Source organism: Tardiphaga sp. GW822-FHT04G09 (genome assembly GCF_058800725.1).
On sequence record NZ_JBXAMO010000017.1, the window covers coordinates 19,155 to 41,138 of the forward strand.

20 protein-coding genes are annotated in these 21,984 nt (G+C 61.2%); 17 read left to right on the forward strand and 3 right to left on the reverse strand.

Translation table 11 applies throughout. From position 1 onward, the window contains the following. Positions 1-333: 333 nt before the first annotated feature. The 6 genes from AC1RLZ_RS23295 to AC1RLZ_RS23320 all read left to right on the forward strand — a co-directional run bounded on the left by AC1RLZ_RS23295 (position 334) and on the right by AC1RLZ_RS23320 (position 6,106). A complete protein-coding gene (locus tag AC1RLZ_RS23295; protein ID WP_092151341.1) occupies positions 334-573 on the forward strand; it encodes a hypothetical protein in 240 nt (79 codons plus the stop codon). 234 nt (positions 574-807) lie between these two features. Next, a complete protein-coding gene (locus AC1RLZ_RS23300) occupies positions 808-3,186 on the forward strand; it encodes a TonB-dependent receptor (RefSeq protein WP_493190533.1) in 2,379 nt (792 codons plus the stop codon). Positions 3,187-3,198: 12 nt separating this feature from the next. Beyond that, on the forward strand, positions 3,199-3,888 hold the full coding sequence (locus AC1RLZ_RS23305) for a Fe2+-dependent dioxygenase (protein WP_493190534.1): 690 nt from the start codon (positions 3,199-3,201) through the stop codon (positions 3,886-3,888). Between the two features lie 2 nt (positions 3,889-3,890). Next, positions 3,891-4,820 carry a tonB-system energizer ExbB gene (gene exbB, locus AC1RLZ_RS23310; protein WP_493190535.1) on the forward strand — a complete coding sequence of 310 codons (930 nt, stop codon included), beginning with the start codon at positions 3,891-3,893 and terminating at the stop codon, positions 4,818-4,820. Between the two features lie 2 nt (positions 4,821-4,822). Continuing rightward, positions 4,823-5,305 carry a TonB system transport protein ExbD gene (exbD, locus tag AC1RLZ_RS23315; protein WP_493190536.1) on the forward strand — a complete coding sequence of 161 codons (483 nt, stop codon included), beginning with the start codon at positions 4,823-4,825 and terminating at the stop codon, positions 5,303-5,305. Between the two features lie 15 nt (positions 5,306-5,320). Beyond that, positions 5,321-6,106: a TonB family protein gene (locus tag AC1RLZ_RS23320; RefSeq protein WP_493190537.1), complete on the forward strand. Its 786-nt coding sequence runs from the start codon at positions 5,321-5,323 to the stop codon at positions 6,104-6,106. Positions 6,107-6,173: 67 nt separating this feature from the next. Here AC1RLZ_RS23320 and AC1RLZ_RS23325 read toward each other — a convergent pair whose 3' ends face one another. The 3 genes from AC1RLZ_RS23325 to AC1RLZ_RS23335 form a co-directional block, all read right to left on the reverse strand. Continuing rightward, complete coding sequence (locus tag AC1RLZ_RS23325; RefSeq protein WP_493190538.1) at positions 6,174-6,920, reverse strand: SDR family NAD(P)-dependent oxidoreductase; 747 nt, start codon at positions 6,918-6,920, stop codon at positions 6,174-6,176. Positions 6,921-7,117: 197 nt separating this feature from the next. Beyond that, entirely contained in the window at positions 7,118-7,852 is a 735-nt protein-coding gene (locus tag AC1RLZ_RS23330) for an SDR family oxidoreductase (protein WP_493190539.1), read from the reverse strand. A gap of 175 nt (positions 7,853-8,027) precedes the next feature. Then, positions 8,028-9,836 (reverse strand): IlvD/Edd family dehydratase, encoded by a 1,809-nt coding sequence (locus AC1RLZ_RS23335; RefSeq protein WP_493190540.1) that lies wholly within the window; start codon positions 9,834-9,836, stop codon positions 8,028-8,030. Positions 9,837-10,070: 234 nt separating this feature from the next. Between AC1RLZ_RS23335 and AC1RLZ_RS23340 the strand changes: the two genes are divergently transcribed. The 11 genes from AC1RLZ_RS23340 to AC1RLZ_RS23390 all read left to right on the forward strand — a co-directional run bounded on the left by AC1RLZ_RS23340 (position 10,071) and on the right by AC1RLZ_RS23390 (position 21,984). After that, positions 10,071-11,138, forward strand: coding sequence for an ABC transporter ATP-binding protein (locus AC1RLZ_RS23340; protein WP_371425320.1), 1,068 nt, complete (start codon positions 10,071-10,073; stop codon positions 11,136-11,138). Between the two features lie 71 nt (positions 11,139-11,209). Continuing rightward, positions 11,210-12,535: an ABC transporter substrate-binding protein gene (locus tag AC1RLZ_RS23345; protein ID WP_493190541.1), complete on the forward strand. Its 1,326-nt coding sequence runs from the start codon at positions 11,210-11,212 to the stop codon at positions 12,533-12,535. Between the two features lie 97 nt (positions 12,536-12,632). After that, on the forward strand, positions 12,633-13,046 hold the full coding sequence (locus AC1RLZ_RS23350; RefSeq protein WP_493190542.1) for a RidA family protein: 414 nt from the start codon (positions 12,633-12,635) through the stop codon (positions 13,044-13,046). A gap of 70 nt (positions 13,047-13,116) precedes the next feature. Next, a complete protein-coding gene (locus AC1RLZ_RS23355; protein WP_371425314.1) occupies positions 13,117-14,076 on the forward strand; it encodes a carbohydrate ABC transporter permease in 960 nt (319 codons plus the stop codon). After that, a complete protein-coding gene (locus AC1RLZ_RS23360; protein ID WP_371425312.1) occupies positions 14,069-14,986 on the forward strand; it encodes a carbohydrate ABC transporter permease in 918 nt (305 codons plus the stop codon). The genes AC1RLZ_RS23355 and AC1RLZ_RS23360 overlap by 8 nt, the downstream gene beginning before the upstream one ends. 157 nt (positions 14,987-15,143) lie before the next feature. Continuing rightward, on the forward strand, positions 15,144-16,130 hold the full coding sequence (denD, locus tag AC1RLZ_RS23365) for a D-erythronate dehydrogenase (RefSeq protein ID WP_493190543.1): 987 nt from the start codon (positions 15,144-15,146) through the stop codon (positions 16,128-16,130). A gap of 5 nt (positions 16,131-16,135) precedes the next feature. Then, entirely contained in the window at positions 16,136-17,062 is a 927-nt protein-coding gene (locus tag AC1RLZ_RS23370; protein ID WP_493190544.1) for a sugar kinase, read from the forward strand. Between the two features lie 13 nt (positions 17,063-17,075). Next, positions 17,076-17,738, forward strand: a complete 663-nt coding sequence (gene eda, locus AC1RLZ_RS23375) for a bifunctional 4-hydroxy-2-oxoglutarate aldolase/2-dehydro-3-deoxy-phosphogluconate aldolase (protein WP_493190545.1) — start codon at positions 17,076-17,078, stop codon at positions 17,736-17,738. A gap of 49 nt (positions 17,739-17,787) precedes the next feature. After that, positions 17,788-18,957 carry an acetyl-CoA acetyltransferase gene (locus AC1RLZ_RS23380; protein WP_493190546.1) on the forward strand — a complete coding sequence of 390 codons (1,170 nt, stop codon included), beginning with the start codon at positions 17,788-17,790 and terminating at the stop codon, positions 18,955-18,957. A gap of 16 nt (positions 18,958-18,973) precedes the next feature. Then, the gene (locus AC1RLZ_RS23385) at positions 18,974-20,512 is read left to right on the forward strand and encodes a class I adenylate-forming enzyme family protein (protein ID WP_493190547.1); all 1,539 of its coding nucleotides are present in this window, start codon (positions 18,974-18,976) and stop codon (positions 20,510-20,512) included. Positions 20,513-20,760: 248 nt separating this feature from the next. After that, on the forward strand, positions 20,761-21,984 hold the full coding sequence (locus tag AC1RLZ_RS23390; protein WP_493190548.1) for a CaiB/BaiF CoA transferase family protein: 1,224 nt from the start codon (positions 20,761-20,763) through the stop codon (positions 21,982-21,984).

Here is a 21,984-nt window from a genome sequence, read left to right on the forward strand (position 1 = left end):
GGTGATCCCATCAATCTCTTGGCTACCAGTGAAGCAGACATGCGCATCCAATGCGCGCCCGCTGGGTGGCCCCTGATCAGCTAGGTGGCCACTCAAATGCTGTAAACACACGACCGCTTGAACACGTGCTTCATTGCGAAATCTTCATGTTCGCTATGATTTACGCGTGGTTTCTCGCATCGTTCCAATAGGACACTGCGCCTCATTTTATGCGGCGTCTTGGACAATCCATCGACGCAGTGAGGCGCGCCTGGTGTTGTAACTGCGCGCTGTATCCGCCATAGGCTCGACCAAGCCGGCATTGCGGCTGCAAACATATCTCGGGAGTGCAATATGGACGAGTTGAACGGGCGGATGATCGCCTGTCAGATTTTGATCACCGGATTGATCGCGCGGGTCGCCAACGACTCGCCAGATCCGCTGCGCTTCCTGACCGACTATCGGGACGAGATCAAAGCCGTCGTGCGTGGCATCAACATCGCAGGAATGGAGAATACGGATCGGGTGAGGCAGTCGGCGCTTCAGACCGTCGATGAAATGTTCTCGCTGATGAAGCCGCCGAGCTCGGATTGAACGAGTTCACTACAGGCCGCTTTTCCCGCGGGTTTTATTGCGCCGGCTTCGTCGTGCTGGCCAAATATTAGAACGATTTCAACATCAGTTTAGAATCGTTTTTATCTGGATGTATTCAAGCGTGTGACTGTCTTGATTCCGCCCGAATGTGTTGACGCTCCCGCTAGTGCCAAGCTACCGCTGCCTCGAATTGGCGCAGAATGAGCTGCGCATGGGACGGCAGGGGCAGAGTTTATGGGGTTAGCGAAGATTCCGGTATCGTTGCGTTCGAGTGTCACGACGGCCACCAACGAACGATCCGATAGCAACCATTCCGCCCGCAAGACCTCTGCCGTTGCCGGGATGATCGCCGTCGCCTCGTTCGGCGGCGCGGAAGCCCAGCAATCGGTACTGCCGCCGGTAACGGTCGATGCACCGGTCGCGCGACCGCGTCCGGCGGTGCGACCGACACCCGATCAGATACGTGCGCGAACCGCACTACGACGCGCGGCGCGTCGGACCCAGCCAGTGCAAGTGGCGCCGGTGCCTTACCCGAATGCAGGTGGCCTCGCGGCAGACGCCAATCCTTATGCCGACGCCGCAGCGCCTTATAAAGGCGACCGGCTTGCGGGAACCAAATTCTCCGAAAAGCTGATCGACACGCCGCGGACGGTCACCGTGCTGACCAAAGAAATCCTCGAAGACAAGAATGCGACAAGCCTGAAGGAAGTGGCGCGCACGACCGCCGGTGTCACGCTCGGTACGGGCGAGGGCGGTAACGCTTTCGGTGATCGCTTTTTTATCCGCGGATTCGATGCACGAAACGACATCTTCATCGACGGTGTGCGCGATCCGGCCATCAGCATTCGCGAAAATTTTTTCACCGAGCAGGTCGAGATTCTGCGTGGTCCGGCGTCGTCCTTTGCCGGTCGCGGCACAGCAGGTGGCGCCATCAATATCGTGACCAAACAGGCCGGTGACCGCAATTTCCAGAAGGTCGAAACGACCTATGGCACCGACCAGACCAAGCGCATTACCTTCGACGTCAACCAGGTCGTCAATCCCACCCTCAGTTTGCGCACCGGCGGACTCTATCAGGATGCCGAAGTGGCTGGCCGGAACTACGTGACGGACGATCGCTGGGGAGCATTCGGTGCTTTGAAATGGACGCCGACGGACGCCTTCAAGGTTACCGCCAACTACGTCCACACCGATCTCAGCGGCCTGCCGGATTTTGGCGTACCCTATAACCGCACGGCGCGTGCGCCCGTTACCGACATCAACGTGCCGCGGGAAACCTATTACGGCTTCGTCAACCGCGACTTTCAGAAGGCCCGGCAGGATTTTGGTACAGTTATCGGTGAATTGAAGATCACGCCCGATATCACACTCACCAATAAGACCCGACTGGAGCGCTCGATCCTCGATTACGTTGGGACGCTGCCCAGCAATGCCACGGCAACCACCGCAACGCTCTCCGCGCAGAGCCGCTACCAGGTTACGGATGTGGTGGCCAACGTCACCGATGCGACGTTCAAGTTTGACGCCTACGGAATCAAGAACACGTTGGTGACCGGCGTGGAGATTTCGCAGGAAAGCGTGATGCGCGATAATTATACGGGTTTGACGTCCGAGCTGAACGGCATTTTGAGCGGTACGCAACTTATCGTGCCGATCGCCAATCCGCCCAACCTGTTCCCATTCAACAATGCGCCCCAGCGCGCGAACAACCCGACCAATATCAATGTGGATACCAAGGCGGCTTACGCCATTCATACGGCGAATTTTCAGGACGTCGTGATCCTGAATGGCGGAATTCGCTACGATGACTATGAGATCAACGGCTCTAACCTGACTTCAAGTACTGGCGTGAAGACCGGCATGGTTAACTACAACCTTGGCGCTGTTCTGAAGCCGGTGCCGTATGGCAGCCTCTATGGCGCATTCGCTACATCGTCCAACCCGGTCGGAGCTGAACTCGATGCGACTGGCACGGCGTATGGCGGACTTGTGGTCAACAATACGACCTTCCAGGCCTTGGCCCCCGAAGAGAACCGGTCGTCGGAATTGGGCACCAAGTGGGAGCTGTTCGATCGCCATCTGCTGGTCACGGCGGCGCTGTTCGAGACCGTCAAGAGCAATGCTCGCGAAACAAGCGGAAGTGACATCATCGCCGGTGCGCAATATCGCGTGCGCGGTGTCGATCTCGGTATGGGCGGTAAGATCACCCCGCGCTGGAGCATGTTTGCCGGTGCAGTGTTCATGGAATCCAAAGTTCTGAAGTCAATCGATCCGACGCAGGTCGGCGCGCAACTCGCCAACATCGCCCACGAATCCTTCAACTTGCTGACCAAGTACCAGATCACCGAGCCATGGGAGATTGGCGGACAAGCAACTTACGCTTCGCAGATCTACGGAGGTACGTTCGGTGCCGTTAACGGCAATGTGTTGCCGTCACACTGGCGGTTCGATGCTTTCACGGAGTACAGGTTCGACAAGCACCTGAAGGCGAAAGTATCGGTCAACAACATCTTTGATACGGTCTATTATGACGCGTTTTATCGCAGCAATACGCCATTCACGTTCATCGCGCCCGGACGGTCGGTCTGGTTTACTCTCATGGGGTCACTATGATCGCCGGTCGTCATGCTGATCTGCATCCCTGACGTTCTGAGCAAGAGTGATGTGGCGGAGTTCCGCCGCATCATGGATGCGGCCGGTTGGGAGGACGGTCGCTCCACTGCTGGTGCCCAATCCGCACTGGTCAAACGAAATGAGCAACTGCCGCCGGACAGCGAGGTTGCCCGCGCGCTCGGCAATCGCATCATCTCGGCACTGACGTCGAATCCGCGGTTTTTATCGGCGGCAATTCCGCTGCATATCTTTCCGCCGCTATTCAATCGTTACGTCTCGTCGGATGGACATCACTTCGGCGTGCATGTCGATAATGCGGTGCGCGGCGATCATCTCACCGGAATGCGTATCCGCACCGACCTGTCAGTCACATTGTTCCTCTCTGAACCCGAGGAATATGATGGCGGTGAGCTCGTCATCGAAGACAATTACGGCTCGCACGAGGTGAAGCTGCCGGCCGGTCATCTCGTACTTTATCCTGCTTCCAGTCTGCACCTTGTAACGCCTCTAAGGGCAGGTATGCGCGTAGCGTCTTTTTTCTGGCTTCAGAGCATGATACGAGATGCTCACGCGCGCAGCATGATCTTCGATCTCGACAGCGCGATTCAGAGCCTGGTTGAACGTCTCGGAAGGGACGACCCAGAAACGGTCAAATTGACGGGCATCTATCATAATCTCATTCGCTACTGGGCCGAGGTATAAGCTTGTTTAGAACCGTTCTTAAGTTGCTGGCTGTGCTGGCAGTGGTCGCGTTTGCTTCGCCAATCATTGCGCAGCAAGCTGCAAAGCCCGCGGCGCCGGTGGTTGTTCAGCCAGCTCCCGCTGCGACGCCGGCCCCGGTAGCTGCCCAGCCGAGCAACCCGGCGGCGAGCCCGGCTGCCTCGACTGCTCCTGCGAGCCCGATGGCCGAGGCCGCGGCGCGACCGATCGTGGCGACCGGCGAGCACGATTTGTCGCCCTGGAAAATGTTCATGGGCGCCGACATCATCGTCAAGGCGGTGATGGTGGGTCTGGCTTTCGCATCGATCGTGACCTGGACGGTCGGCATCTTCAAGATGATGGAACTGACCTGGGCCATGCGTCGCCTGAAGGCCGCGCTTCGCAAGATCGGTGAAGCACGCTCGCTGTCCGAAGCGCAGATGGCGCTCGGCGAGCGCGGTACGATCCTGTCGCGCCTGTTGGCGGCGGCGATGCGGGAAGGACGGATGTCCGTCGGCATTTCGAGCGATGAAGGCATCAAGGAGCGCGCCGCGTCGAGTTTCGGCGAAATCGTCCGCGCTGAAGGCCGCAAGGTGCGCACCGGCATGGGCGTGCTCGCCACCATCGGTGCAACGTCGCCGTTCGTCGGACTGTTCGGCACCGTGTGGGGCATCATGAACAGCTTCATCGGCATCTCGAAGTCGCAGACCACAAATCTTGCAGTGGTGGCGCCCGGTATCGCCGAAGCACTGCTGGCCACCGCCATTGGCCTCGTCGCGGCGATCCCGGCTGTCATCATCTACAATCACTTCGCGCGCGTGACGAAAGCCTACATGGAAATCGTCGGCCGTGCGCAGGGCGCCGCCGGTCGTCTACTGTCGCGCGACCTCGACCGCACGCATTCGAGTTCACACGCGCGCGCGGCGGCTGAATAACCATGGGCATGTCGCTTTCCGAAGGCTCCGACGACGATGATGATTTCGCTGAAAATCACGAAATCAATGTCACCCCCTTCATCGACGTCATTCTGGTTCTGTTGATCATCTTCATGGTGGCCGCGCCGCTGTCGACGGTGGACCTGCCGATCAATCTGCCATCCTCCACGGCGACGCCGCAGAAGAAGCCGGACAAGCCGACTTATGTGAGCATCAAGCCGGATCTCGCTGTGGCGATCGGCGAAAACATGGTCAAGCGCGTCGACCTCGTGCGCCAGCTCGATGCGATGGGCGACGGCAACAAGGATCGTCCGATCTTCCTGCGCGTCGATCGCGGTGTGCCCTATGGCGAATTCTTCGATGTGATGGAACGGCTGCGTGCCGGTGGCTATCAGAAGACCAAGCTCGTTGCGCTGGAAGGTGTTCCGGATGCCGCGGCGGCATCGCCGGCATCGATCTCTGTGCCTGACGCGCCGAAGCCCTGACGTTACGGAAGCGCTATGTCCGAGCTCGATAGAAAGTCGTCCTGGCGACTGTGGCTGATTGCGGCGCTTGTCGCGGTGCTGCTGCATGTCGGCGGCATCGCTGCGGCCGTGTTCGAGATGCAGCAGGAAGACGACGACGACGGCCTTGGCGCCAATGCCATCGAAGTCGGAATGGAAATGGTGTCGCCCGACGTCGAGCCGACCGATCTTCCGCAGGGCCCGGATTCGGAGGCCTCGACCGCGTCTCCTGCCGTTCAGGAGCAGAAGGCTGTCGAGAAGCAGAGCGATCTCCCCAAGGAGACGTCGCATGAGAGTGAGGAACCCGATCAGGTCGTGACCGAGAGCAAGGCGACCAAGCCGGAAGAAGAGACACCCGAAAAGGCGCAAAAACAGCAGCAGGCGTCGCAGGAATCCGTCGCGTCGGAAGCCGCCGCACAGCAGAAACTCGATGATTCCAAGACTGGCGAGAAAGCGCAGGCGCAGCAGGCCGGTATCGGCGTCGACAAGAAGCGCTTGTCAGCAAAATGGGAGCGGCAACTCAGCGCCTATCTGGAGAGAAACAAACGCTATCCTGATGTCAAGAAGTTCAAGAACTTGACGGTGAAAATCGGCTTCAGACTAGATCGGATGGGCAAGGTGATGTCCGCCAATGTGGTCGAAGGATCTGGCGATTCAGCCTACGATGAGGCCGCAGTTTCAATCCTGCATCGCGCTAAGAACATGCCGCCACCTCCGCCGGAGCTGGCCGATGAAACATTGAGTTACGTTGTTGACATCCGTTTCACGGAAAAGAAGACCTAATTCATCTACCGGCCGCCCGCCGGCATTTGCTCCAAAACACTTGCCGGCGCTGCCCAAAATCTCTCGGTTAATACGTCGCCCGTCCGCCCGAAATGTCGAACACCGCGCCGGTCGAGAAGGCGCAGTCTTCCGAGGCCAGCCAGGCGGCCATCGCGGCCAGTTCCTGCACCAGCACGAAACGTCCTTTCGGAATCTTCGACAGCATGAAGTTGATGTGCTGCTCCGTCATCTGGTCGAAGATCGCGGTCTTCGCGGCAGCAGGCGTGATGGCGTTGACGTTGATCTCGTGGCCGGCCAGCTCCTTGCCGAGCGATTTGGTCAGCGCGATCAGACCGGCCTTCGATGCCGAATAGTGCGAGGCGTTCGGATTGCCTTCCTTGCCGGCGATGGAGGCGATGTTGACGATGCGGCCGTAATTCTGCTTCAGCATCACCGGGACGACGGCCTTGCAGCACAGGAACGGGCCGTCGAGATTGATGCGCATCACCTTGCGCCAGTCGTCGTAATCGATCTCCCACACCGGCTTGTTGAATCCGGTGATGCCGGCATTGTTGACCAGGATATCGATCTTGCCGAACTCCTGAAGCGACGCATCGCACGCTTCATCAATTGAAGTCACGTCGGTGACGTCGACTTTGAGGGCAATCACTTCGTCGCCGATCTCGCTCGCCGTTTTTACGGCCAGGTCAATGTCCTGATCCCAGATCGCCACCTTGGCACCGGAAGCCACGAAGCGTTCGGTGATCGCGCGGCCAAAGCCCTGGGCGCCGCCGGTGACCACGGCACAGCGGCCGTTCAGATCGATCTTGTTCATGATGCGGTGTCCTTCGTTATATAAATGACTAGGCGCTGTCGGTGCACTCCCTCGCCCCGCGCTTGCGGGGAGAGGGTGGGGTAAGGGGCTCTTCGATCCGCGCGCTCCGCATGTGCATTGAGTTGCATGCATTGCCCCTCATCCACCGCGAAGACGCGGCGACCTCTCCCCGCAAAAGGGCGGGGAGAGGTTAAGAGCTAAAGCGTCCAGCCGCCGTCGATGATGTGCGCCACGCCGGTGGTGAAGGCGCTTTCGTCGCTGGCGAGATAGACGGCGAGGGAGGCGATTTCCTCGGCGGTGCCGAGACGGCCCATCGGTTGCCGGCTCACGAATAGCTCGCGGCCATTCGGGCCTGCGGCCGCGGCGCGGTCGAGCATCGATGGTGTCTCGATCGTGCCGGGGCAGATGGCGTTGCAGCGAATGCCCTTGGTGATGAAGTCGGCCGCGACCGCGCGGGTGAGGGCGGCAACGGCTGCTTTCGTGGCGCCATAGACATAGCGGTTGGGGGCGGCCTTGAAGACGCCTGCAGCGGAGGAGATGTTGACGATCGCGCCATGACCATTCTCGAGCATGCCCGGCAGAAATGCCTTGATGGTCCGGTGCATGGATTTGACGTTGAGGTCGAACGAGAAGTCCCAGTCGCTGTCGGAACATTCCAGCACGGTGCCGTGATGCACGAAGCCGGCGGCATTGAGCAGGATGTCGACAGTGCCGACCTTCTTCGCCATCGCTTCGACGGCGGCGGTGTCGCGCACGTCGAGCCGCGCGGTTTCCGCCACGCCATCCTTGGTGAGCAGGGCGACGCTCTTGTCGTCGATATCGGTGGCGAACACCGTCGCACCTTCGCGTGCAAAGGCCAGCGCGCAGGCGCGGCCGATGCCGACGGCACCGGCGGTGACGAAGGCGCGTTTGCCTTTCAGGCGATCAGTCATGAGAGTTCTCCCTGAGACTTCTTTGTTTTGGGTATTGTCGAGATCGTCATTCCGGGATGCAGACCCGGAATCCCGATCTATTCAGTCAGGCCAGCTCGGGATTCCCCGCCACTTCGATTGGAGTGGCTGAGATTCGCGCGCGGCGCTCGCCGCACGCGCCCCGGAATGACAACCTCTAGTGATTATGGCGCGCCGTTCCGACCTTGCCGGCGATATCGTGATAGCGCGTGGCAAGTTCGAGGCAGGCGCCGGTGGCCTGTTGGCCGACGGTGTTGCGGTAAAGCTCCTGCCATGGCGTCTGGTTGGCCGGATATTTGAAACCGCCATTGGCCGTCAGTTCGGCGCGACGTCGCTTCAGTTCCTCATCGGAGATCAGGATGTCCGCCGAGCCCTTGTTGAGGTCGATGCGGACCTTGTCGCCCGTTTTCAGGATTGCCAGGCCGCCATTGGCTGCCGCTTCAGGCGTCGCGTTGAGGATCGACGGCGAGCCTGACGTGCCGGATTGCCGGCCATCGCCGATGCAAGGAAGTGAGTGGATGCCGCGCTTGATGAGTGCCGCCGGTGGCTGCATGTTCACCACTTCCGCGCCGCCGGGATAGCCGATCGGACCGGTGCCGCGCACGAACAGGATGCAGTGTTCGTCGATATCGAGCGACGCGTCGTCGATGCGATGGTGATAGTCCTCCGGCCCCTCAAACACGATGGCACGGCCTTCGAACGCATTTGGATCCTTCGGATTGATCAGATAGCGATCGCGGAATTCCTTGGAGATCACCGAGGTCTTCATGATCGCTGAGTCAAACAGGTTGCCGCGGAGCACCAGGAAGCCGGCATCCTTCATCAGCGGCTTGTCGTAGGACCAGATCACATCATTATCCGGCACTGGCGACCTGGCGCAGTTCTCGCCCATGGTCTTGCCGTTCACGGTGATTACATCCTCGTGGATGCGCTTGTGCTTCATCAGCTCGCGCACCACCGACGGTACGCCGCCGGCGCGGTGATATTCCTCGCCGAGATAGAAGCCGGCCGGCTGCATGTTCACCAGCAGCGGGACGTCGTGGCCGAATTTCTGCCAGTCGTCGATGTCGAGCTCGACGCCGATGTGGCGCGCCAGCGCGTTAATATGAATCGGCGCGTTGGTCGAGCCGCCAATGGCGGAATTGACCACGATGCAGTTCTCGAAGGCCTTGCGTGTCAGGATGTCCGACGGCTTGAGGTCCTCCCACACCATGTCGACGATGCGGCTGCCTGTCTCATAGGCAATCTGGCCGCGCTCGCGATAGGGCGCCGGAATCGCCGCGCAGCCGGGCAGGGACATGCCCAATGCTTCGGCCAGCGAATTCATCGTCGACGCGGTGCCCATGGTGTTGCAATGCCCGACCGATGGAGCGGATGACGCGACCAGCGTCATGAATTCTTCGTAGTCGATCTCGCCGGCGGCCAGCCGCTCGCGTGATTTCCAGACCACGGTGCCGGAGCCCGTGCGCTGGCCTTCGTGCCAGCCGTTCAGCATCGGTCCGCCGGACAACACGATCGCGGGGAGATTGACTGTCGCCGCCGCCATCAAACACGCCGGCGTGGTTTTGTCACAGCCGGTTGTCAGCACGACCCCGTCGAGCGGATAGCCGAACAGGATTTCCACAAGGCCGAGATAAGCGAGGTTGCGATCAAGCGCCGCAGTCGGCCGCTTGCCGGTCTCCTGTATTGGATGGACCGGAAACTCCATCACCAGACCGCCCGCGGCGGTAATGCCTTCGCGCACGCGTTTGGCGAGTTCGAGATGATGGCGATTGCAGGGCGACAGGTCGTTGCCGGTCTGCGCAATGCCGATGATCGGCTTGCCGGACTGCAATTCGTGACGCGTCAGGCCGTAGTTCAGATAGCGCTCAAGATAGAGTGCGGTCATTCCGGGATTGTGGGGATCGTTGAACCATTCGCTCGAACGAAGTTTGCGCTTGGTGGTCCCCGAATTCGGCTTGGTCATCATTTCTCCCGCAGCGCACACTTTTTGAATGGTGCGTCGTCTCTTTTGATTGGTCACGAATGTTTGCACGCCGCCGGATGCTTCGCAACGTTTGCATCGGCAACATTTTTCTACGACTATGATCCAACGACAAGCCGCCAGAAAATCTGGTAGGATGTCAGACAAGTAAGAACATGCGGCCCCGGCAATCGGAGGACGCAGTCTCTAAAGATGAGACATTTGGGAGGGAAATGTATGGCGTCCGTGCAGATTCACGACGTTCGTAAGTCTTTTGGCGGTTTTGAGGTTCTTCACGGCGTATCTGTCCCCATCGAGGATGGGCAATTCGTCGTGCTGGTGGGGCCATCCGGCTGCGGAAAGTCCACATTGCTGAGAATGCTTGCGGGACTGGAGAAAATCACCTCCGGCACGATCTCGATCGGCGACCGCGTGGTCAATGATGTCCAGCCGAAAGAGCGCGACATCGCCATGGTGTTCCAGAACTATGCGCTTTATCCGCATATGACGGTTGCCCAGAATATGGGCTTTTCGCTCAAGCTGCGCGGTGCCGACAAAAGCGAGATCGATCAGAAGGTCAATCGCGCCGCCGATATTCTTGATTTGAGGCGCTTGCTCGATCGCTTTCCCCGGCAGTTGTCGGGTGGTCAGCGCCAGCGCGTCGCCATGGGCCGCGCCATCGTGCGCGATCCGCAGGTCTTCCTGTTCGATGAGCCGCTGTCGAATCTCGATGCCAAGCTGCGCGTCGCCATGCGGGCCGAGATCAAGGAACTGCATCAGCGCCTGAAGACGACGACGGTCTATGTGACGCATGACCAGATCGAGGCCATGACCATGGCAGACAAGATCGTGGTGATGCAGGATGGCATCGTCGAGCAGATGGGCGCGCCATTGGAACTCTACGATCACCCCGAAAACAAGTTCGTTGCAGGCTTCATCGGATCGCCCGCGATGAATTTTCTCGAAGGCACGCTGAAGGTGAACGGTGGCCAGCCATGGGTCGAGACCGCCAACGGCGCGAAGCTGCCGATCACGGCGGCGCCCGCAACGGCGAACGACAAGTCGGTGACCTACGGTATTCGGCCCGAACATCTCGAATTTGCTGATGACGGCATCGAGGCCGAGGTCGTGGTGGTCGAGCCGATGGGGTCGGAGACTCAGGTCGTCGCACGCATCGGCACCCAGGATATCATCGCGATCTTCCGTGATCGTCGTCCGGTGGCGCCGGGTGACAGGATTCATCTCAGGCCGCGCGCGAATTCGGCGCATCTGTTCGACAAGGAGACCGGCAAGCGCGTCAACTGACGCGCCTTGCACCCATCAATTTCAAAACATTGGTCGATCAACGAACCAATATCACAGGGAGAAGACGAAAGATGACTGGATTTACACCGGATCGCCGATCTCTGCTCAAGGGCGGGGCGATCACGCTGGCTGCCGCGGCGACCATGTCCGCGGATCAGTTGCTGGGCTACGCCAAAGCCTGGGCGCAGACCTCACAGTGGAAGCCGGAAGCTGGCGCCAAGATCAATCTGCTGCGCTGGAAACGCTTCGTCGAAGCCGAAGACGTGGCCTTCATGAAGATCGTCGACGCCTTCCAGAAGGCGACCGGCGTCACCATCACCGTCTCCAACGAATCCTATGACGACATTCAGCCCAAGGCTTCGGTTGCCGCGAATACCGGGCAGGGCCTCGACATGGTCTGGGGTCTGTACTCGCTGCCGTTCCTGTTCCCGACGAAGTGCATGGACGTCACCGACGTTGCCGACTATCTCGGCAAGAAGAATGGCGGCTGGGCCGAGTCCGGCAAGCAATACGGCATGTATAATGGCAAGTGGATCGGCGTTCCGGTTGCTGCCACCGGTGGCCTCGTGAACTACCGCGTCGCCGCGGCCGAAAAAGCCGGGCACAAGACGTTCCCGAACGATCTCGCCGGCTTCTCCGATCTCGTGAAGGGCATGAACAAGAACGGCACGCCGGCCGGTATGGCGCTCGGCCACGCTTCGGGCGATGCCAATGGCTGGGTGCATTGGGCGCTCTGGGCCCATGGTGGCAAGCTGATCGACAAGAGCAACAAGGTCACGATCAATTCTCCGGAGACCGCGAAGTCGCTGGAATATGTGAAGGGCCTCTATGACAACTTCATTCCCGGCACAGCGTCGTGGAATGACTCGTCGAACAACAAGGCGTTCCTCGCCGGCCAGCTGCATCTGACCACCAACGGTATCTCGGTCTATGTGACCGCGAAGAAGGAAGCCCCGGCGATTGCCGAAGACATGAACCATGCGCATTTGCCCGTCGGTCTGGACGGCAAGCGGCGCGAGCTTCATCTGGGCTTCCCGATCCTGATCTTCTCCTTCACCAAGTTCCCGCAGGCCTGTAAGGCGTTCACCGCCTTCATGATGGAGCCGGAGCAGTTCAATCCATGGGTCGAGTCGGCCCAGGGTTACCTGTCGCCGTTCCAGCTCGCTTTCGAGAAGAACCCGATCTGGACTGCCGATCCGAAGAACACGCCATATCGCGACGTGGCTTCGACGGCATCGACACCGGCCGGCGAAGCGCAGATGAGCGAGAATGCCGCGGCGGCGATCGCCGACTTTGTGGTCGTCGACATGTACGCCAATTACTGCACGGGCCGCGAGGACGTGAAGACCGCGATGTCGTCAGCCGAGCGCGCGGCGAAGCGCATCTTCCGCGCCTGATGACGACCTGCCGGCGCGGAGCGACCCGCGCCGGCATCTCTCCGGAGCAGCCGTGACTTTCGAGTCGCAAAAGGCTGCCTGAACAATGGGAATGGGAATGCCAGAGACCGACTACAAGACAATTCTCCCGGAAGGCTGGACGCGGCCGCGCGGTTTCGCGCATGCGGTGGTGGCCGGCGGTACGCGGAGCATCCGCATCTCCGGTCAGCTCGGCAAGCAGAACGGGCAGGGCGAGGTCGCCGAGGGATCCGACTTCGGGACGCAGTGGCGCTACGCAATGGAGAATCTCGTCACCGTGCTGAAGGCGGCGGGCGGCGAACCCCAGCAGATCGTGATGCTGCGCGCCTATGTCACCGACATCAACGCTTTCAAGGCATCCGGCGCCGCCGTCGGCGAGGCCTGGGGCGCCACGCTCGGCAAGCATTTTCCAGCGATGACGCTGGTTCAGGTCTCCGCCCTGATCGATCCGCACGCATGTGTCGAGATCGAGGGCGAAGCGATCCTGCCGTAACCGGATAGTGACGCATGACTGACTGCACGACATCAGACCGAAGCCGACATCCGACTGGAGCTATCTTGCAATGACCACGATCCAGACATCGATGCCGGGGGCAGGGAAAGTGATCCCCAGATCCTCGGCCTGGGACCGACTACGGGTCAACCGCAACTGGCTCGCAATGTGGTTCATGTTGCCGGCAGCGGCGTTCCTGATCCTGTTTCTCGCCTATCCGTTGTTTCTCGGCGTCTGGATGAGCTTCACAGACGACCGCATCGGTCGCGGGGGCGTCTTCGTCGGTCTCGAGAACTATGAGTGGTTGCGCGACGATTCCATCTTCTGGCTCTCGGTATTCAATACGCTGCTCTATACGATCGTCGCCTCGGCCATCAAATTCGCCGTCGGCCTCTATCTGGCGCTGTTGCTGAACCGGCATATGCCGTTCAAGGCGCTGATCCGCGCCGCCGTGCTCATCCCGTTCATCGTGCCCACGGTACTGTCGGCCATCGCTTTCTGGTGGATCTACGACTCGCAGTTCTCGATCATTTCATGGTCGTTGATCAAAATGGGGTTGATCGACCACAACATTAATTTCCTGGGTGACAGCAACTGGGCACGCGCCAGTGTGATCTTCGCCAATATCTGGCGCGGCGTGCCATTCGTGGCGATCACGCTGCTGGCCGGCCTGCAGACCGTGTCACCATCGCTCTATGAGGCGGCGACGCTGGACGGCGCCACGTCGTGGCAGCGCTTCCGTTTCATTACCTATCCGCTGCTGACGCCGATTATCGCGGTCGTCATGACCTTCTCGGTGCTGTTCACCTTTACCGACTTCCAGCTGATCTGGGCGCTGACCCGCGGCGGTCCCGTCAATGCAACGCATCTGATGGCGACGCTGAGCTATCAGCGCGGCATTCTGTCGGGTCGGCTCGGCGAGGGCGCCGCCATCGCGACCGCCATGATCCCGTTCCTCCTGGCAGCCATCGCCATTTCCTGGTTCGGCATGCAACGCCGCAAGTGGCAGCAAGGCACTGACAATGACTGACCACGCTGTAGATCACCGTACTGCCGTCGCCCCGACCGTCGAGAAGGACGATCACAGCGAGGGTATGGCCTATCTGGAGTCGCTGCCGAGGCGCGTCGTCACGCTCTATATTCCGCTGTTCATCATCGTGGTGATCCTGCTGTTTCCGTTCTACTGGATGGCGCTCACCTCGATAAAACCTGATGAACAGCTGATCGACATGGAGCGGTTCAATCCGTTCTGGGTGATCAAGCCGACCTTCAAGCACATCTACAAGCTGCTGTTCGAAACCAACTATCCGCAGTGGCTCTGGAACACGATGTATGTGGCGGCGGCATCGACGCTGCTGTCGATCATCGCCAGCGTGCTCGCTGCCTATGCCATCGTGCGGCTGCGGTTTCGCGGGGCGCAGACGGTCGGCGCGCTGATCTTCATGGCCTATCTCGTGCCGCCGTCGATCCTGTTCATTCCGCTGGCGACCGTCATCCAGGCTTACGGCCTGTTCGACTCCCCGCTGTCGCTGATCCTGGTCTATCCAACGCTGCTGATCCCGTTCTCGACCTGGCTGTTGATGGGCTATTTCAAGACCATTCCGTTCGAACTCGAGGAATGCGCCCTGATCGACGGCGCCTCGCGCTGGCAGATCCTGGTCAAGATCATCATTCCGCTGGCGGTGCCCGGCCTGATCTCGGCCTTCATCTTCTCGTTCACGCTGTGCTGGAACGAGTTCATCTACGCGCTCACCTTCCTGCAATCGACCCAGAACAAGACCGTGCCGGTGGCCATCGTCAACGAATTCGTTGACGGCGACATCTACAAATGGGGCTCGCTGATGGCCGGCGCGCTGGTCGGCTCGCTGCCGCTGGTGATCCTGTATGCGTTCTTCGTCGAGCACTATGTGTCGGCGATGACGGGAGCGGTGAAGGAGTGACCTCTTGGTCATTCCGGGGCGAACGCGGCGCCAGCCGCGGGCGAACCCGGAATCCCGACATGTTCATCACCACTCCGGGATTCCGGGTTCGCGCATCGCAAGTGCGACGCACGCCCCGGAATGACGAGTGAAAACTAATCAAGAAAAGGAACGTCCCTTGCACATTCTCATCCTCGGCGCTGCGGGCATGGTCGGCCGCAAGCTCACAGAGAAACTTGTTCGCGACGGCCGTCTCGGCAATCGCGACATCACCCGCATGACCCTGCAGGATGTGGTGGCGCCGGCAAAGCCCGCGGGCGCGTCGATCCCGATCGAACTGGTGACGTCGGATTTCGCCGACCCAAAGACGGCTGCGCCACTGGTCGCCCACAAGCCGGAGGTGATCTTCCACCTCGCCGCCATCGTGTCAGGGGAGGCGGAGGCCGATTTCGACAAGGGCTATCGCATCAATCTCGATGGCACCCGCTACCTGATCGACGCGATCCGTGCTATCGGCGGCGGCTACAAACCGCGGCTGGTCTTCACCTCGTCCATCGCGGTGTTCGGCGCACCATTCCCCGACAAGATCGGCGACGAATTCATTCACACGCCGCTGACCTCCTATGGCACCCAGAAGTCGATCTGCGAAATGCTGATCGCCGACTACACCCGCAAGGGTTTGCTGGACGGCATTGGTATCCGCCTGCCGACCATCTGCGTCCGGCCGGGTGCACCGAACAAGGCCGCTTCCGGTTTCTTCTCCAACATCATCCGCGAGCCGCTGGCCGGCAAGGAAGCCATCCTGCCGGTGTCCGAGGATGTCCGGCACTGGCACGCATCGCCGCGCTCGGCGGTCGGCTTCCTCATCCATGCTGGCACGATGGATCTTCAGGCGATGGGCCCGCGGCGCAACCTCAGCATGCCCGGCATGTCGGTCACCGTCGGTGAGCAGATCGCGGCGCTCGAGCGCGTCGCGGGCAAGGGCGTCGTCGCCCGCATCAAGCGCGAGACCGACCCTGTGATCACCGGCATCGTGTCCGGCTGGCCGCGCGATTTCGACACCGCGCGCGCGCTGAAGCTCGGCTTCACCACCGCCGAGAAGACCTTCGACGACATCATCCGCATCCATATCGAGGATGAACTCGGCGGCAAGTTCGTCGCCTGAGGCGCATGATGCGGATCGCCAGCATCGGCGAATGCATGATCGAGCTGCGTCAGATGCCGGATGGGCACCTGACGCGGTCCTTTGGCGGTGACACGCTGAACACTGCGGTCTATCTGGCACGGCTCGGTGCCAGCGTCGACTACGTTACCGCGCTGGGCGACGATCCGCTTAGCGACGAGATGATCGCCGGCTGGCAGTCCGAAGGCGTTGGTACAAAGCAGGTGGTTCGGCTCAAGGGCAAGTTGCCCGGCCTCTACATGATCGAGACCAATAGGGCAGGCGAGCGCCGCTTCTATCACTGGCGCGATGCCTCGGCGGTGCGTGGCCTGATGAGCCTGCCGGAAACCGACGCGCTGCTGGTATCGCTTGCGGATTATGATTTGATCTATCTCTCGGCCATCACGCTGTCGCTGTTCGACATCGCCGGCCGCGACCGCCTGATTGCGGCACTTCAACATGCGCGCGGTGCAGGCGTCCGTATCGCCTTCGATACCAATTTCCGCGCCCGTGGCTGGCCCGATCTCGATCTGGCGCGTAACGCGTTCCAGAAGGCCTTTGCGGCGTCAGACATCGTGCTGGCCTCGGTCGAGGACTTGTTGCCGCTCTATCCTGGCGAGGCCGAGGACGAACTGCTGTCGCGTATTGAAGCGGAGGAAGTGGTGCTCAAGCGCGATAGCCCCGCGAGCATCATACGGCATAACGGCCAGCCGCAGCGCGTCGAGGCAGAGCCGGTCAGTGGCGCGGTGGTCGATACCACGGCGGCCGGCGACAGTTTTGCCGCTGCTTATCTCTACGCACGTCTGACCGGCGCTCAGCCTGTCGCTGCCGCAAGGGCTGGTCACTATCTCGCCGGGACGGTCGTTTGCCATCCCGGCGCGATCATCCCGCGCGACGCCATGCCCGATATGATCGTGTTGGATACACCCTCATGAGAGGACCATTCGCATGAACAAGCCTCTTGATATCGGTCAGCGTCAGGATCTCCTGCGAAAGCTGCTGAAGGCAGCGTTCGTCGTTCCCGTGCTCACGATCGAACGTGTCTCCGACGCCGTACCGCTGGCGCGGGCGTTAGTCGCCGGCGGTATCCGCACGCTGGAGATCACCTTGCGCACCGAGGCCGCAGTGGAGGCGGCGAAGGCCGTCATCGCCGAAGTGCCTGAGGCCATTGTCGGGATCGGCACGGTGTTATCACCGGGGGATTTCCAGACGGCCTATGCCATTGGCGCGCGCTTCACGGTCAGTCCCGGCGCGACGCGTGAATTGCTGGATGTCGCAGCGTCAAGCGATCTGCCGTTACTGCCGGGCGTCGCCACCGCGTCGGAACTGATGCAGGCGCGCGAACGTGGCCTCGACACGCTCAAGTTCTTTCCGGCGGAACAGGCCGGCGGCATGGCGATGTTGCGTGCCTGGGCAGGGCCGTTTCCCGACGTGAAATTCTGCCCCACGGGTGGGATCGGCGAGGCCAATGCGGCGAGTTGGCTCAGCGAGCCGATGGTTCTGGCGGTCGGCGGATCCTGGATCTGTCCGTCGTCAATGATACGTTCCGGCGACTGGGCGGGCATAACGGCCATGTGCGCGCGCACCATGAAAACCCTGCAAGCGCGCTGAAGCCGGGCTATAACGGGCGCAATATTTGAAATCGATCAGGGAGACGACCATGACTGCCAGCATCGTTGGATGGGCTCACATGCCCTTCGGAAAATTCGACGCCGAGACCGTCGAGAGCATGGTGGTCCGGGTCGCGACCGAGGCCATGGCGGATGCCGGCATTTCCGCCAGTGATGTCGATGAAATCGTGCTCGGCCATTTCAACGCGGGCTTCTCGCCGCAGGACTTCACGGCCTCGCTGGTGCTGCAGGCCGATCCGGCTTTGCGCTTCAAGCCAGCCACCCGCGTCGAGAATGCCTGCGCCACCGGTTCTGCCGCCGTGCATCAGGGCATCAAGTCGATTGCCGCTGGCGCCGCCAAGATCGTGCTCGTGGTGGGCGTCGAGCAGATGACCCGCACGCCGGGGCCGGAGATCGGCAAGAACCTGCTGCGTGCGTCTTACTTGCCGGAAGACGGCGAGACGCCCGCAGGCTTCGCCGGCGTGTTCGGCGGCATCGCGCAAAAATACTTCCAGAAATACGGCGACCAGTCCGATGCGCTGGCCATGATTGCTGCCAAGAACCACGCCAATGGCGTCCACAATCCCTATGCGCAGATGCGCAAGGATGTCGGCTTCGAATTCTGTCGCTCCGAAAGCGACAAGAACCCGTTCGTCGCCGGCCCCTTGAAGCGCACTGACTGCTCGCTGGTGTCGGACGGCGCTGCGGCGCTGGTGCTGACGGATTCCGAGACCGCCAAGACCATGGGCAAGGCGGTCAACATCAAGGCTACCGGCCATGCGCAGGATTTCCTGCCGATGTCGAAGCGCGACATCCTTCAATTCGAGGGCTGCACCGTGGCGTGGCAAAAGGCGCTGAAGACTGCGGGCGTCGAGATCGGCGACCTTTCTTTCGTCGAAACCCATGACTGCTTCACCGTCGCCGAACTGATCGAATACGAAGCCATGGGCCTGACACCACGCGGGCAGGGCGCACGGGCCATCAAGGAAGGCTGGACCCAGAAGGACGGCAAGCTGCCGGTCAATCCGTCCGGCGGCCTCAAGGCGAAGGGCCATCCGATCGGCGCCACCGGCGTCTCCATGCATGTGCTGAGCGCGATGCAATTGCTGGATCAGGCGCCCGAGGGCATGCAGATCAAAAATGCAAAACTCGCCGGTATCTTCAACATGGGCGGCGCCGCGGTGGCGAATTACGTCTCGATCCTCGAGCCGGCGAAGTAACGCGCGGGCGGACGCCATGAATGTCGCACAATGGCTGGCATCGTCGGCGCGTCTGCATCCGCAGGCGCCGGCGCTGCTGACGGGTACCACGGTCCAGGCCGACTACGCCACATTCGCGCGCCGTGCCGCGGCTATCGGCGCGGGCCTCGTGCGGGACTACGGCATTCAGCCCGGCGACCGCGTCGCGCTGTTCGCGTCGAACTGCACGCAATATCTCGAATGCCTCTATGCGGTGTGGTGGATCGGCGCCGTCGTGATCCCCATCAATGCCAAGCTGCATGGCCGCGAAGCGGCATGGATCTGCGACAATGCCGGCGCGAGGCTGGCCTTTGTCGACGACGACAGCCGTGGTGCGCTTGTTCAGGTCGAGGAAGACCTGCCGACCGGCATGCAGATGCTGTCGATCGACAGCGAGACGTTTCACGAATTGCAGCATGGCGAACCGACGTCACAGGTGCCGCTGTCGCGCGAAGACAACGATCTCGCCTGGCTGTTCTATACATCCGGCACCACCGGGCGGCCAAAGGGCGTGATGCTCAGCCATGGCAATCTGGTCGCCATGTCGATGTGCTATCTCGCCGATGTCGATCAGGTGCATCAACGCGATGCCGTCCTCTATGCCGCGCCGATCTCGCACGGCGCCGGCCTCTACAATTTCATCCATATCCGCATGGCCGCGCGCCATGTGGTGCCGGAGAGCCAGAGCTTTGAGCCGGACGAAGTGCTCGATCTCGGCAAGCAGCTCGGCGATGTCGCCATGTTCGCCGCACCGACCATGGTGCGCCGTCTGGTCGATGCGGCGAAAAAGCGCGGCGAGACCGGCGAGGGGCTGCGCACCATCGTCTATGGCGGCGGGCCGATGTATCTGGCCGATATCCGCGACGCCATCGCCACCATGGGCCAGCGCTTCGTGCAGATCTATGGCCAGGGTGAATCGCCCATGACGATCACCTCACTGCCGCGCGGGTTTCACGCGGATGTGGATCATCCCCGCTACCTGGATCGGCTGGCCTCGGTCGGATCGGCACAGAGCGTGATGGAAGTGCGCATCACGGATGCCGACGGCAAGCCGTTGCCGACGGGCGAGACCGGGGAGGTCGAGGCCAAGGGGCCGGCTGTGATGCTTGGCTACTGGAACAACGACAAGGCCAACAGCGAGACGCTGAAGGACGGCTGGCTGCGGACCGGTGACGTCGGGCGGCTCGACGAAGACGGCTTCCTCACTTTGTCTGACCGTTCCAAGGACGTCATCATTTCCGGCGGTACCAATATCTATCCGCGCGAAGTCGAGGAGGCGCTGCTGACACATCCCGCCGTGCGGGAAGTCTCAGCCATCGGCGTGCCCGATCCGGACTGGGGCGAGGTGGTGGTGGCCTGTGTGGTGCTGGAGCCCGGCGCGTCCGCAGATGATGCTGCGCTGGACGCCCATTGCCTCGCCAATATCGCCCGCTTCAAGCGCCCGAAGCGCTACGTCTATCTCGATGCGCTGCCGAAGAACAATTACGGCAAGGTGCTGAAGACCGAGTTGCGGGAGATGATGAAGCACCGGTCGTAGGACGGGTAGAGCGCGGGCGCACCGCGCCGCAGCGAAACCCATCAATCCGCGGCATGGAGGCGATGGGTTTCGCGAAGACGCTCTACCTATCCTACCGGCCGCACACGCTGCCACTTTGACGCGTGCCGGCTTCCCGCGCATACGGCCCCGCGTCTGGCGCCCTTGCGTCCGCAAAGCCGCTCCCGCTAAGACGAAGCCAACAGGGGCGCTACTGGCACCTGATCACACGCTTTTGGGAGCAAACGATTTTGGCGGGACCGCTGCACGGGATCAGGATCATCGATATGACCTCGGTGATGATGGGGCCATACTGCACCCAGACGCTGGGTGACTACGGCGCCGATGTCATCAAGGTGGAGTCCCCCGATGGCGACGTAGTCCGCGCGATCGGGCCGATGCGCAATCCCGGCATGGGGCCGATTTTCCTCAACACCAACCGCAACAAGCGCTGCGTCTGCATCGACCTCAAGCAGGAAGAGGGCCGCGAGGCGCTGCTGAAGCTGGTCGCGAGTGCCGATGTGCTGGTCTACAATGTTCGCCCGGCCGCGATGGTCCGGCTCAATCTCGGCTACGACGTGGTGTCGAAGATCAATCCGCGCCTGATCTATGCCGGCGTGTTCGGCTTCAGCCAGGCCGGCCCCTATGCCGCCAAGCCCGCTTATGACGATCTGATCCAGGGCGCCACCGCGCTGGCGGCCTTGAATGCACGGATCAGCCCCGACGGCGTGCCGCGCTATGTGCCGAACGCGCTGGTCGATCGCATCGTCGGTCTCAATGCGCTCGGTGCGATCCTCGCCAGCGTCATCCATCGTGACAAGACCGGCGAGGGCCAGCGCGTCGATATCCCGATGTTCGAGACCATGGCGGGCTTCATGATGGGCGATCACATGGGCGGCCTCACTTTCGATCCGCCGCTCGACAAGGGCGGCTATGGACGGCATCTGTCGCCGGACCGCCGGCCGTATCAGACCTCCGACGGCTATATCTGCGCCATGGTCTATAACGACAAGCAGTGGAAGAGCTTTCTCAAGCATGTCGGCCGCGAGGAACTGTTCGACGATCCGCGCTTCGCGACGTTCCCGCAGCGCATTCAGCATATCGACACGGTGAATGCCGAGCTCTCGCGCATCTTCCTTACGCGCACGACCGCGGAATGGGCCAAACTACTCGACGAGGCCGACGTGCCGTCGGCGCCGATGCACACGCTGGACAGCATGATGGAGGACCCGCACATGGTGGCGACGGACTTCTTCCAGCAGGTTGAGCATCCGACCGAAGGCGCGGTTCGCAACATGAAGGTCGCCGCGACCTGGTCGAAGACGCCGGTGGATCTCTCGCGTCTCGCCTCGCATCTCGGCGAACAGAATGCCGAGGTGCTGGCCGAGGTCGGCTATACGGCCGAGCAGATCGAGAAAATGCACAAGGACGGCGTGCTCCGACAGGCCGCTATCCCAGATACGTCGGAGCTATAA

Coding starts and splice junctions, on each gene's coding strand:
- AC1RLZ_RS23300 (WP_493190533.1), top strand. CDS start 808: ATGGGGTTAGCGAAGATTCCGGTATCGTTGCGTTCGAGTGTCACGACG.
- AC1RLZ_RS23320 (WP_493190537.1), top strand. CDS start 5,321: ATGTCCGAGCTCGATAGAAAGTCGTCCTGGCGACTGTGGCTGATTGCG.
- AC1RLZ_RS23345 (WP_493190541.1), top strand. CDS start 11,210: ATGACTGGATTTACACCGGATCGCCGATCTCTGCTCAAGGGCGGGGCG.
- AC1RLZ_RS23330 (WP_493190539.1), bottom strand. CDS start 7,852: ATGACTGATCGCCTGAAAGGCAAACGCGCCTTCGTCACCGCCGGTGCC.
- eda (WP_493190545.1), top strand. CDS start 17,076: ATGAACAAGCCTCTTGATATCGGTCAGCGTCAGGATCTCCTGCGAAAG.
- AC1RLZ_RS23385 (WP_493190547.1), top strand. CDS start 18,974: ATGAATGTCGCACAATGGCTGGCATCGTCGGCGCGTCTGCATCCGCAG.
- AC1RLZ_RS23295 (WP_092151341.1), top strand. CDS start 334: ATGGACGAGTTGAACGGGCGGATGATCGCCTGTCAGATTTTGATCACC.
- AC1RLZ_RS23325 (WP_493190538.1), bottom strand. CDS start 6,920: ATGAACAAGATCGATCTGAACGGCCGCTGTGCCGTGGTCACCGGCGGC.
- AC1RLZ_RS23360 (WP_371425312.1), top strand. CDS start 14,069: ATGACTGACCACGCTGTAGATCACCGTACTGCCGTCGCCCCGACCGTC.
- AC1RLZ_RS23355 (WP_371425314.1), top strand. CDS start 13,117: ATGACCACGATCCAGACATCGATGCCGGGGGCAGGGAAAGTGATCCCC.
- AC1RLZ_RS23305 (WP_493190534.1), top strand. CDS start 3,199: ATGCTGATCTGCATCCCTGACGTTCTGAGCAAGAGTGATGTGGCGGAG.
- AC1RLZ_RS23335 (WP_493190540.1), bottom strand. CDS start 9,836: ATGACCAAGCCGAATTCGGGGACCACCAAGCGCAAACTTCGTTCGAGC.
- AC1RLZ_RS23380 (WP_493190546.1), top strand. CDS start 17,788: ATGACTGCCAGCATCGTTGGATGGGCTCACATGCCCTTCGGAAAATTC.
- AC1RLZ_RS23350 (WP_493190542.1), top strand. CDS start 12,633: ATGCCAGAGACCGACTACAAGACAATTCTCCCGGAAGGCTGGACGCGG.
- AC1RLZ_RS23340 (WP_371425320.1), top strand. CDS start 10,071: ATGGCGTCCGTGCAGATTCACGACGTTCGTAAGTCTTTTGGCGGTTTT.
- AC1RLZ_RS23370 (WP_493190544.1), top strand. CDS start 16,136: ATGATGCGGATCGCCAGCATCGGCGAATGCATGATCGAGCTGCGTCAG.
- exbD (WP_493190536.1), top strand. CDS start 4,823: ATGGGCATGTCGCTTTCCGAAGGCTCCGACGACGATGATGATTTCGCT.